General features: G+C 67.9%; 9 protein-coding genes, 1 tRNA gene and 2 pseudogenes. 10 read left to right on the plus strand and 2 right to left on the minus strand.

What is annotated here, in order from left to right:
* Positions 1 to 1079 precede the first annotated feature (1079 nt).
* From OSB71_RS12905 to OSB71_RS12925, 5 genes are read left to right on the plus strand one after another with little or no spacing between them, the layout of a single operon-like run.
* Positions 1080 to 1679: a DUF4254 domain-containing protein gene (locus OSB71_RS12905; protein WP_265947728.1), complete on the plus strand. Its 600-nt coding sequence runs from the start codon at positions 1080 to 1082 to the stop codon at positions 1677 to 1679.
* Positions 1676 to 3388 carry a pyridoxal phosphate-dependent decarboxylase family protein gene (locus OSB71_RS12910; RefSeq protein ID WP_265947730.1) on the plus strand — a complete coding sequence of 571 codons (1713 nt, stop codon included), beginning with the start codon at positions 1676 to 1678 and terminating at the stop codon, positions 3386 to 3388. Before OSB71_RS12905 ends, OSB71_RS12910 begins: the two co-directional genes overlap by 4 nt.
* The gene (locus OSB71_RS12915; RefSeq protein ID WP_265947732.1) at positions 3385 to 4446 is read left to right on the plus strand and encodes a glycosyltransferase family 9 protein; all 1062 of its coding nucleotides are present in this window, start codon (positions 3385 to 3387) and stop codon (positions 4444 to 4446) included. Before OSB71_RS12910 ends, OSB71_RS12915 begins: the two co-directional genes overlap by 4 nt.
* Positions 4443 to 5396 (plus strand): phosphotransferase family protein, encoded by a 954-nt coding sequence (locus tag OSB71_RS12920; protein ID WP_265947734.1) that lies wholly within the window; start codon positions 4443 to 4445, stop codon positions 5394 to 5396. The genes OSB71_RS12915 and OSB71_RS12920 overlap by 4 nt, the downstream gene beginning before the upstream one ends.
* A gap of 4 nt (positions 5397 to 5400) precedes the next feature.
* On the plus strand, positions 5401 to 6570 hold the full coding sequence (locus tag OSB71_RS12925; RefSeq protein ID WP_265947736.1) for a glycosyltransferase: 1170 nt from the start codon (positions 5401 to 5403) through the stop codon (positions 6568 to 6570).
* Between the two features lie 168 nt (positions 6571 to 6738).
* Here OSB71_RS12925 and tyrS read toward each other — a convergent pair whose 3' ends face one another.
* On the minus strand, positions 6739 to 8007 hold the full coding sequence (gene tyrS / locus OSB71_RS12930) for a tyrosine--tRNA ligase (RefSeq protein WP_265947738.1): 1269 nt from the start codon (positions 8005 to 8007) through the stop codon (positions 6739 to 6741).
* 112 nt (positions 8008 to 8119) lie between these two features.
* Between tyrS and OSB71_RS12935 the strand changes: the two are divergent.
* From OSB71_RS12935 to OSB71_RS12940, 3 genes and pseudogenes are all read left to right on the plus strand, one after another.
* Positions 8120 to 8636 (plus strand): annotated as a pseudogene (locus tag OSB71_RS12935) (transposase); the annotation flags it as partial.
* A 2-nt stretch (positions 8637 to 8638) separates the two neighbouring features.
* Positions 8639 to 8719: pseudogene (locus tag OSB71_RS24645) on the plus strand (NUDIX hydrolase); the annotation flags it as partial.
* Complete coding sequence (locus tag OSB71_RS12940) at positions 8716 to 9129, plus strand: NUDIX hydrolase (RefSeq protein WP_265947740.1); 414 nt, start codon at positions 8716 to 8718, stop codon at positions 9127 to 9129. The pseudogene OSB71_RS24645 and the gene OSB71_RS12940, both read left to right, overlap by 4 nt.
* A gap of 497 nt (positions 9130 to 9626) precedes the next feature.
* On the opposite strand, the gene OSB71_RS12945 is transcribed toward OSB71_RS12940, so the two are convergent.
* Positions 9627 to 9701: transfer RNA gene (locus OSB71_RS12945), tRNA-Thr, on the minus strand.
* A 196-nt stretch (positions 9702 to 9897) separates the two neighbouring features.
* On the opposite strand from OSB71_RS12945, the gene OSB71_RS12950 reads away from it, so the two are divergent.
* Positions 9898 to 11016 (plus strand): ABC transporter ATP-binding protein, encoded by a 1119-nt coding sequence (locus tag OSB71_RS12950; protein ID WP_265947742.1) that lies wholly within the window; start codon positions 9898 to 9900, stop codon positions 11014 to 11016.
* 274 nt (positions 11017 to 11290) lie between these two features.
* Complete coding sequence (locus OSB71_RS12955; protein WP_265947744.1) at positions 11291 to 11716, plus strand: hypothetical protein; 426 nt, start codon at positions 11291 to 11293, stop codon at positions 11714 to 11716.
* The last annotated feature ends 23 nt before the right edge of the window (positions 11717 to 11739 follow it).

Genomic DNA, 11739 nt, shown 5'->3' on the forward strand with positions numbered 1-11739 from the left:
GCCGCGACACGGACGCCGTGGCCACCGCTCCCCCGCGCACCACCGCACGGCGGTGCGCACCGTCGACGGACGGCGGAGATCCACGGCACCCGGCTCGAACAGCCGGAAAGGCCAGGCCACGGGGGTGTGGCCTGGCCTTTCCCCAAGCCGCCTGTCGGATTCGAACCGACGACCTACGCATTACAAGCGCCTGCATGGTCGTCCCGGAGGGTGCTGGACGGTGCCACCGGATCTCGTTTCCTCTGATCAGAGGCTCGCGGTCTTGATCGACGTGACGCTTGGTCCAACGTGTGCCACGCCATCCGCTCGGGCATAGCGGCTGAGGACCTCATCCACCCGCTACTCCGAGCTCGTCCGCTCGCCGTCCGGCGTAGTGGTCATGTCGCACCAGCGCGTCCACGAGGAACGGATCATCGAGCGACAGGAACTCTTCAGTCAGCTCTGTGCGGAGCCCACGCTCCTCCGCCTCCAAGGGTGCGAAGGAGTGGTTGGACACAAGACGCACGAGACGTTCGTCCGTCTCGTGCGCATCCCGCACGTGGCCGCACCGTCCAGAGAGTGGAGGCCAGTATCGACGAGCGGCAACGCGTAACCGACGTCGTGGAGGATCGCCGATGCCAGCAGCACGTCGGCCTCTTACTTCGTGAGCGGTGCGAGTAGTCGCCGGCCAAGTAGTGGCCGAGCTGTTCGTGCATGCTCGGGTGGATGTCGAGCTCACCGAGCATGCGGTCGGGAGTGAAAGCGGAAACTGCTGTGATGGAGCCAGCCTCGGGCCGGATTTCCAGCAGGTCCGGACCCGGCAGTCACGAACAGCAACTCCAGAACTCGTTACTCGAATGTGACGGGGCGAGCCCCTGCCCGACGCCCACTACCTCCGCCGTCTGCGCGTTGTTAGTGTGCCAAGAGATCAACTCGGGGAGAACCGGGAGTAGTTGGCAGTGCTGGTCACGGAGCTGAACGCCCCGATGAACGAACCGCGGTACAGAGGCTGACGGGGCCGCCCTCAGGTGCACTCAAGGCTGTCTCCCGTGACGGTCGGCACAGGAATCCTGGCGAGACACCGAAGGAGAGCACAGCCGATGACCAACGGGTCCGCAGAGATACGTCTGGGCACGGGTCAGCGTGGGGGGTCTTCGCCCGCTGCGGCGCCCACGGTCGCATCACGCCTCGACCGTGTCGACGGGCTCCTTGAGTGGTGTCAGGACGCGCTCGACGGGATGCCGTCCCCTCGCTCGCCGGAGCTGCTGCGGTCCCTCGGGCGGCTGCACGTGGTCAACAGTTGGCAGTGGGACGCTGAGGACCGGGTACGGCAGGTTGGGGACGACGAGATTCCCACCGTGAAGCGGGAGATCGACGAACTTAACAGTCTTCGCCATGAACTCATCGAGCACATCGATCGCGTACTGAGCGCCTCATGGCAAGTGGACGACAGCGTGCCTCCCCTCACGGAGTCGATGGGCTCGGCGCTTGACCGACTCTCGGTTCTCAGCCTTCGGATCGCCCAGACCCGGCGGCGGGCCGGCCACGGCGCCGAGGCTGCGGAGCGTATCGAGATCCTGCGTCGTCAGCGTCACGACCTGGTGTGGTCGATCGCGGTTGCGTGCGGGGATCTCGCCTCCGGCAGACGGCGCACGCCTCGGCCCGAGCGCATGAAGCTCTATGGAGAGTCCGAACGGTGAGCGCCTCCCAAGGCACCGGGGCTCACGCTGACGACGGTTCCTTCTCCCGCAGCGACGAGTTCGCGGAATGGTGCGGACGCATGTTCCTCCGCCCGGACGGGGGCAACGCCGAGGTACTTGTGGAGCTCGTGCGGAGCGCCCTCGACGAAGCGCTGAGCTACCAGGGCGCAGGGCCTGTGTACCCACAGGCCGGTCAGGAGGGAGAACGCTCGCTGCTGGGTGAGGGGCGCCTACCGGAGAGCTCCGTCGAAGCGGAGGCGGCTCTCGGCCAGTTACGCGGATGGCTGGCTGGGTCGGTCAAGGTGCATCACCACATGTTCGCCAAGAACATCGTTCCGCCGCCATCGTTCGTCCACCTTGCGGCATGGTGCGCGGTCTCGCTGTTCATGCCGAACGGCGTTACCGGAGAAGACGCGGCACAGACTCTTTCCGCCGAACTGGCGAGCGCTCGGGCGCTGGCGCGGCTGGCGGGATACGACCCCGACCGGGCAGGCGGCCTCTTCACGTTCGGTGGCACTGCGACCAATCTGTACGCGATCAACGTCGGCCTCTCCAAGGCTCAGTCCGGCCACTCCGAGGTGGGCATCGAGCCGGGGGTGGCGGTCGTCGGCTCCTGGCCTGCGCACTACTCGCAGAAGTCCGCGTGCGCCTGGCTCGGGATCGGCACCCGGAACTACATCGCCGCTGCGTCGCTGCCCGACCAGACCACGGACCTGGCGTCGATGGAAGCTGCCTGTCGTGAGGTGCTGGCCCGCGGGCACCGGCTCGCGTGCATCATGGGCGCAGGCGGGACGACCTCCAACATGGCTGTCGACGACTTCGGCCGGATCGCCGCGATGCGGGATCGGCTGGCCGCCGAGTACGAGTTGGACTACACACCCCATGTGCATGCCGATACGGTCATCGGCTGGGCCTACCTCTGCTTCCTCGACTACGACCTGCAGCGCAATCCGCTCGGGTTCACCCCGCCTGTGGTGGCCAAGCTCACACGGCTAGTGGAGCGGTTGAGGACGGTGCGCCACGCGGACTCGTTCGGGACGGACTTCCACAAGACCGGTTTCGCGCCGTACACGTCCAGCATGATCGTCATGCGCGACGGGCGGGACTTTTCACGGCTGCGCCGCGACGGTGGAGTGATGACCCCGTTGTTCCATGACAAGGACGCCTACAATCCCGGGACCTTCACGCTGGAGACGTCCAGGTCGGCTGCAACCATGGTGGCCACCTGGGTGAGCCTGCAGGCCCTGGGCAAGCACGGTATGCGGCGGCTGCTCGGTCATGCGCTGGAGACAGCCGAGGCCCTCCGGCGCCACATCGACGCCTTGGCCGGCCCGGACGCGAAAACCATCAACGAACTCTCCTACGGTCCGGACGTGTTCGTGCGCTGCTACCCGCACAACGATCCCGCAGCCCACGAAGAGAGCTTCGACGACACCGACTCGGTGCGCCGGATAAACCAGTACACATCGGACCTGTTCGCGTGGCTGTCGCATCAGGACCTGCCGGACGCCGAACAGATCGCGGTCAGCAAGACCTCCGCGGCGTTCTACACACCCTCCGGTGAGCCGGTCGTGGCCCTGCGGGTGTACTCCCTGAATCCGTACTTCTCCGCTTCCCACGCCAGGGAGCTGGTCGTGCGGCTGCTTGAGGGCAAGAGACGGTTCGACGCGACGCTTCCGGATGCCGATGCGTACGAGGGAGCCCGATGACCCACCAGCCACGGAACAGCGTTCAGGAGCCGCCCGCGCGCTTTGCCGCCGCGGATCCCCCTGTGCGTGACTGTGTCGAGCTGGCGGCCGGCCTGGCTTACTACGCCCGGAGACAGGGACTGGCCCACGTCGAGGTGAGCGGACCTCCGGTACTCGGGGATCTGATCGAGGAGTTCGGTCTCGATGAGGTGCGCTTCGTCGATGCCCACCAGCGACCAGCAGTGGACATTGAGGCGACGCCGCGGACATGGCGCTGCGGTCAACGCGGGCTGCGGTGTCTCAGCGACCAGCTCGTCGACGCCGCACACGCCCCACCAGGCAGGGTCGCGCCTGCCTCGACACTCGCCGAGGGCACAGTGCTGCGATTCGCGCGGCACAATCGTCTCGGAGATGCGCTGAGCATCGTGACCGGCCTGGAGCACTACTGCCGCGACAACGCCGTGACCTCCGTTGCCGTGACCGGTCCGCCCATCCTCGCCGAGGTGGTAGAGGTGTTCGCGTGCGAGCGGGTGCGCTATGCCCCGCCATCGGACAGGGCGGTCAGTGGGGATGCGATCTTCGCCCGGTCCTCGTGGAGCCTCCCCTGGCTGGATCGGTTCCACCACGCCGTCAGCGATACGTATGCCGGTCGGGTCCGCCACCGCGTAGCGCCCCTCCCCCTCCGTCAGGAACCAGCGCGTCAGGAATGTGAGGACGTGGTGTACTGCCAGTTCGATGCGCGTTCCGGAACACCGCTACCTCTGCGGTCCGCCCACCGCCTTCTCAGCCAGGTCGCCGCCCACGGCGACGTACGCGTTCTCGGCGGCCCCGACACCCAGTACTACCTCGGCCACGATCTGACCTATGTGCGGGCCGAACTTCCCGAGATGGTCGCCCGTCTGCTGTCGTGCCGTCTCTTCGTCGGATGCGACAGCGGCCTGGGACATCTCGCGGGGTGCCTCGGCGTCCCGGGGCTGATCGTGAGCACCGACGACTTCGAGACGACGTGGTCGTTCTTCCGCGATTACCCAAGTTTGAGCGTCATCCCGCTCGCAGCGGCCGAACTGCTCCTGCCGTGAAGCCCCCGACGGAACAGGCAGTCGTCCAGGCGACCAGTCGCTGTCTGCAGCAACAGGCCCTGCGCGCACGCCGGGTTCCGTTGGGCCGCAGTCACTTCGTGTTCAGGGTGGAGTTGGCCTCCGGGGAACGCGTCGTCGCGCGGATCACACGGGCCGACCGTGCCGAGTGCTTCACAGGCTTCGCGTACTGGCGGCGCCAGCTCGCCGGCGTCGGAGTGCCCGTTCCTCGCGTGCTCTCCATGGACCTGACGGGCCTGGTCCTGCCCTGGCCCGTCATGTTCCTCGAACAAGCACCCGGCGATGATCTCTGCAACGTCTATGCCGACCTGACTGCCGCAGAGAAGCGAAGCGTCGCCGACGACCTGCTGGACATGCACCACCGCGTGCGGGGCCTGCCGAGCGGTTCCGGGTTTGGCGGTGTCGCGCACTACCACGACCTGCGCTGCCACGCGCGCTGGTCGGACGTGATGGAGGAGTACTTCACCGGGGCACTCGAACACCTCACGTCCGCGCAGCGGCAGACGCAGGCTGTGGCCCGCATCCGCACCGCTCTCCGCGGGCTGGGCCCCGAGTTGGACCGCGTCGAGCCGCTGCCGTATCTGATCGACGCCACTCACCAGAATGTTCTGGTGGACGGTGGAAGAGTGTCGGCGATCGTCGACCTGGACGAGCTCGGATTCGGCGACGCCCTGTATCCGCTCGGCGCTGCTCGCACTGGCCTACTGGCTCGTGGTCCCGAAGCCGACTGCATCGAGCGGGTCGCCGCACCGCTGTGCGCCGACCCCGTTCGGCGGCGGATGTTCGATCTGTACTCAGCGATCGCAGCCCTCAAGATGCTCGCGCACAGTCCCCTCAGCGTGACCGGCCCGCCCTCGGCTGACAGCAAGCTCGGCTCCCGGCTGTGGGCCCTGCTCGACTCCTTCGCAACGGCCGCAACCCACAAGGAGTAACGCCGTGCCCGGTGCCCTCTACGTGAGCATCGACGACTTCACCCACGAAGGCTTCACCAACGGTCTGTTCCTCCAGGTCCGCGAACTCCTGCAACGCGTCACGGAACGAGGGCTCCCGGCCGGCCTCGCTTGCATCGCCCCACGCAGCGGTTCCGGAAGGGAACGCAAAACCCGCACCGTCCAGGGATGCACCGTCCACGAGGCCTTCGTCAGCGACCCGGGGGAAGCCAACGCATACCGGCGGGCTCTTCAGGATCTGCTGGAGGACCTGGACCCCGAGGTGATCCTGCTCAACTCGTGCGCAGTCCGCCTCAGCGAGGCGCACCACGGAGCGCTGGAAGTAAGTCTTGCAAGCGGTCGGCGGGTGGTCGTGCTCGTGACCGACCAGCTCTACCCCACCGCCGGTGATCACGCCGCAGACGAGGTGCGGCGCTACTACGACCTGATGCGGCAGGCCAGCAGCGTGCACGCAGTCAGCCACACCATCGCCGATGCCCTTCGCCATCAGACCGGTGTGTCAGCACGAGTGCTCCCCAACCTGCTGCCCGAGCGACGAATCCATCATGGCGTCGCGCACAGCGTGGAACACGGGTTCCTCACGTTGATCAACCACCACCCCATCAAGGGCCGACGTGTGTGGGACGCGCTGGTGCGTCAGCGCCCCAACGACACCTACCTTGTCATCGAGACCTGGCCCGATGCCCCGCCCTACACCCCGCCCTCACCGAACGTCCAGGTGGCACCGTTCGCGCCGGACCCCACCACGGTCTACGACAGCACCAGAGTGCTGCTGATACCGTCCCTGGGCCCTGAAGGCATCCCGCGAGTGGCGCTGGAAGCCATGGAATCGGGAGTGCCCGTCGTCGCCCATCGGATCGGCAGTCTGCCCGAACTCGGCGATGCCGTGACGTTTGTCGCCCCGCCACCGATCGACGGCTACGAGCTCGATGAGAACGACGTGCTGTACCCCGTAGTCTCCGCAGACGATCTCGAACGTTCCGCGCGGGATTTCACCCACGCAATCGACGCGATCGATCACAATCGAGCGCTCAGGTCCCATTGCGTGGCCGTCGGCAGGGCCTTCGCGCGTGACTATCGCAAACACAGCGAGGCGGTGACCCGGCGATTGCTCGACACCTGGTTCAGCAACAACCACGCTTCGCCATCCGACTGACGCTGCCCGCCCTGGCCGGCCAGGGCATTGGCTGGAGCCCCTCCGCAAGAGGCCCGCACGCAGGCCAGTGGCCGGTGTCCGTGCCGGCACCGACACGAAGCCTCCAAGAATGACGAGCCCCCTCTCAGCGAGGAGAGGAGGCCCACCATCACGTCTGCGATCCGGAGCTCAGTCTCCCGTGACCTCGATGGCCGCCAGGTTCTTCTTGCCCCGGCGCAGAACCAGCCAGCGTCCGTGCAGCAACTGATCGGCTGTGGCCACCGCGTCCTCCGCGGTCACCTTCACGTTGTTCACGTAGGCACCGCCCTCCTTCACGGTCCGGCGGGCGGCTGACCTGCTTGCCACCAGACCGACCTCGGCGAACAGGTCGGTGATCAGGCCGAGCTCACTCAGCTTCGCGCGCGGCAGCTCCGCTGCCGCGGCGGCCAGCGTCGCCTCGTCCAGAGCGTTGAGCTCACCCTGCCCGAAGAGTGCCTTCGAAGCGGCGATGACTGCGGCGCACTGATCCGCACCGTGCACCAGCGTCGTCAGCTCCTCAGCGAGCGCACGCTGCGCGGTACGGGCATGCGGCCGCTCTCGGGTGACCTCCTCCAGCTCCTCCAATTCCTCACGGGACTTGAAAGAAAGGATGCGCATGTACCGGGAGACGTCCCGGTCGTCCGAGTTCAGCCAGAACTGGTAGAACGCGTACGGCGTGGTCATCTCCGGGTCGAGCCAGATGGCGCCGGCCTCCGACTTGCCGAACTTGGTGCCGTCCGCCTTGGTCATCAGCGGCGTCGCGAGTGCGTGCACCTCGGCCTGCGGTTCCAGGCGGTGGAGCAGGTCCAGTCCGGCCGTGAGGTTGCCCCACTGGTCACTGCCACCCGTCTGCAGAGTGCAGCCGTAGCGCCGGTAAAGCTGGAGGAAGTCCATGGCCTGCAGCAGTTGGTAGCTGAACTCCGTGTAGCTGATGCCCTGCGCAGACTCCAGGCGCTGGGCGACAGAGTCCTTGGTGAGCATCTTGTTCACCCGAAAGTGCTTGCCGATGTCCCGTAGGAACTCGATCGCTGACAAGCCCGCGGTCCAGTCCAGATTGTTGACCATGACCGCCGCGTTGTCGCCCTCGAAAGAGAGGTACCGCTCGACCTGAGCACGCAGCCGGGTCGTCCACTGAGCGATGGACTCCGGATCGTTCAAAGTCCGCTCAGCGGTCGGCCTGGGGTCCCCGATGTAGCCGGTCGCACCGCCCACGAGCGCCAGTGGCCGATGCCCGGCCTGCTGGAGCCGGCTGAGGGTGAGTGCCTGCACGAGATGGCCGACGTGCAGACTGGCCGCAGTTGGGTCGAAGCCGCAGTAAAACGTGACGGGGCCGTCTGCGAGAGCCTTGCGCAAGGCCTGCTCGTCAGTGGACTGGGCAATCAGCCCGCGCCACATGAGCTCGTCCACGATGCCCGTCACGGTCCTGTGTCTCCTACGAGTCGCTGATAAGGGCATCGGTCAGTCTAGCTACCCCATCCCGCGTGAGGTCGCCGCGCTCGACCTGCCGCATGCACGCGTGGAGTGGGTCACGATGGTGATCGTCACCCGTGAGTGCGACCGGCGCTGCAAGCTCCGCCCGTCCGAGCGCGCGATGGTCGCACTGGTGTACCTGCGGGACACACCACTCTGGCGAAGATCGCTGCTGGATTCGGGTCAGCGAGTCCCCCGCCCATGCCTACACCAGCGCGGTCGTCAACCTGCTCGCCGCACGTGCACCGGGCCTGCTCAAGACGCTGCGCGAGCACGAACCCGACTTCGTCCTGCTCGACGGCGCTCTCACCGAAGGCGACCGGGTCGGCCACGGCCGGGCCGACTACGCCCACCTGCACCGCCGCCACGGCGTGAACGTGTAGGTCGTCACCGATCCGGACGGTCGGCTGCTGTGGCTCACGCCCGCCCTGCCGGGCCGCCCCCACGACCTGTCCGCCGCCCGCACCCACCGAAGCATCCGGATCTGCGAGCGCCAGGGCGTCCCCATCGTGGCCGATCTCGCGTACCAGGGCGCCGGCCCGTGGCTGACCACGGGCATCAAACGCAAGCCCCTGCAGGTCCCAGGAACGCAGTGCCCCGCTTCGTCCCCGTCGATACGGTCTTCCCACCCATCCTGGCCGTCCTGGAGGAGCGGACGTGACGCAGCGGAAGACGGACGAGCGACCGGGTATCGCCGCCGCCATCGTCATTCACGAGGGTCGTGTGCTCATGGTCCGCCGCCGGGTCAGGGAGGGACAGCTCTCCTGGCAGTTCCCGGCTGGAGAGATCGAGCCGGGCGAGGAGCTCGCGCACGCCGCTGTGCGGGAGACCCAGGAGGAGACCGGACTGACCGTGGCCGCTGTGCAGCTGCTCGGCCAGCGCGTCCACCCGAAGACGGGACGCCTCATGGCGTACACCGCCTGCCGGGTACTGGGCGGTACGGCTCAGGTCGTGGACACCGAAGAGCTGGGCGAGCTCGCCTGGGTTGCCCATGGCGACATCCCGGAGTACGTGCCCTACGGCCTGTTCGAGCCAGTGCAGGAGTACCTCGACGGCGCTCTGGCTTCCTGAGCCGTCCCAGATCGCGGCCGTGGGCCGCCCCCGGGTACTCAGAAGGAGATCGAGGCTCTTACGAGCCTGTCGATCTTGAGGCGAGGCCCCTGTCGACCAGTGCCTGCGAACGAAGGCGTTCACATCGACATCAGGGTCGTGTCCGACACGCTCGGGCACAGCGACACCCGGATCACGCGAGACATCTACCAGAGCGTCCCCCCGCACCTCGGCAAGAGCTCCGCCGAGGCCATGGCCAGGCTCGTCCCGCTCCAGCGCAAGACGGCGGCCGAGGAGGCCGCAAGCAAGACGGAGAAGGCTCGGAAGGAGGCCAAGCGGGCCACAGGCGGGGGGCGCGAAGAAGGGGCGACGGAAGAAGCCCTAGAAGTAGGGCCGGAGCCCCTCCGCTCACGCATCGGTCACGCAAGCACTTCCACGACATCCCGGTCGTGTGCGGCCGCATGCCCCAGGCAGCAGAAAACCCCAGGTCACTGGCTACGTGGCCTGGGGTTCCCCAAAGCCGCCTGTCGGATTCGAACCGACGACCTACGCATTACAAGTGCGGTGCTCTGGCCGGACTGAGCTAAGGCGGCGCGAGGCGCGTCCACTCTACATCCGCGTCCGGAGCGGGCGGCGCCCGGAAGCCGAGCCCGGTCCGTTACCCGCCGAGTACTGACAAACCGCAGGTGACCGGGTTAACGTCGCCGGAACGCCCACGGTCGCGTGGGCCACCACTCCCTTTACTCGGATCGTCCGGCACGTTCCTGCCGGTGAAGGAGACACAACAGCATGGCTACGGTCACGTACGACAAGGCGACCCGGGTGTACCCGGGGACCGACAAGCCCGCCGTCGACGGGCTCGACATCGACATCGAGGACGGCGAGTTCCTCGTGCTCGTCGGCCCCTCCGGGTGCGGGAAGTCCACCTCCCTGCGCATGCTCGCGGGGCTGGAGGACGTCAACGGCGGCGCCATCCGCATCGGTGACCGCGACGTCACCCACCTGCCCCCCAAGGACCGGGACATCGCCATGGTGTTCCAGAACTACGCGCTCTACCCGCACATGACGGTCGCGCAGAACATGGGTTTCGCGCTGAAGATCGCGGGTGTGCCGAAGGCCGAGATCCGCCAGAAGGTGGAGGACGCGGCCAGGATCCTGGACCTCACCGAGTACCTGGAGCGCAAGCCGAAGGCCCTCTCGGGCGGCCAGCGCCAGCGGGTGGCGATGGGCCGCGCGATCGTGCGCGAGCCGCAGGTGTTCCTCATGGACGAGCCGCTGTCGAACCTGGACGCGAAGCTGCGCGTGCAGACCCGCACCCAGATCGCCAGCCTCCAGCGGCGCCTGGGCATCACCACGGTGTACGTGACCCACGACCAGGTCGAGGCCCTGACGATGGGCGACCGGGTGGCCGTGCTGAAGGACGGCCTGCTCCAGCAGGTCGACACGCCGCGGAACATGTACGACCGGCCCGCCAACCTCTTCGTGGCCGGCTTCATCGGCTCGCCCGCGATGAACCTGGTCGACGTGCCGATCACCGACGGCGGCGTGAAGTTCGGCAACAGCGTGGTGCCGGTGGCGCGCGAGGCCGTGGCGAGCGCCGCGGACAAGGGCGACAAGACGGTGACCGTGGGCGTGCGCCCGGAGCACTTCGACCTGGTGGGCGACGGCGACGCCGCTCCGGCCGGGGACGGTCCGGCGGGCCTCGCGGTGACGGTGAACGTCGTCGAGGAGCTGGGCGCGGACGCCTTCGTCTACGGCACCGCGCACCTGGGCGGCGAGGACAAGGAGCTGGTCGTCCGCGTGAACGGGCGCGGCGTGCCGGAGAAGGGCTCGGAGATTCACGTCGTGCCGCGTCCGGGCGAGTCGCACGTGTTCGCGACGTCCTCGGGCGAGCGGCTGAGCGGCTGACCGGTTGAGCGGCTGAGCGGCTGAGCGGTCGGGCGGCCGAACGGAGCAGGCGGTGGGGGCGGGCGCACTCGGGGCGCCCGCCCCCACCGCCTCGCGTCGGCCCGATTGTCGACATCGTCAACCCAGCACCTGCTAAACCCGAAAAGTCTTCACTCATCGGAGTGACACAGCGCCACTGAAACACTACGGCCCGCTACCATCATGGCGGTTGCCCCCTGTGGGGCCTGTTCCGCCCTGGCGTCGCCGGGGACGTTCCGTTGCGAGGAAGACACCAGTGAATCAGGCAGTGCGCCGTATCGGCCGATCTCTCGCCCTCGTCCTTCCGGTCGTCCTGGTCCTTTCCGGGACGCTCGCGGTGGCCAGCGTCCCGTGGTCGGGGGCGCCGCCGAAGTCCCAGGTCCTCACGGCGTCCGCGGAGCGCCCGGCGTCCGCCGCCGAGCCCGGCGGGGAGCGCGCCGCCCACGAGGTGCTGCGCGAGGAACTGGAGGCCGAACTGCGGAACGAGGACCCGGGCGCGGCGCTCACCAGCCTCCAGCGCGCGGTGCGCCAGGACCCGTCGCTGGCCCCGCACTGCGCGGACCTCGCGCGGGCGCTCGGCCACGCGGCCGTGGTGAGGTACGGCTCCGCCGAGCGCGCGCAGGAGTTCTCCCGCCCGGTGTGCGACACCTCCTTCGCCGCGGGCGTGGCCGACTTCCGCTGACCCGCCACCGACGGTGCGCCGGA

Origin of the sequence: Streptomyces marinisediminis (genome assembly GCF_026262575.1) — a bacterium.
Taxonomy (GTDB): domain Bacteria; phylum Actinomycetota; class Actinomycetes; order Streptomycetales; family Streptomycetaceae; genus Streptomyces; species Streptomyces marinisediminis.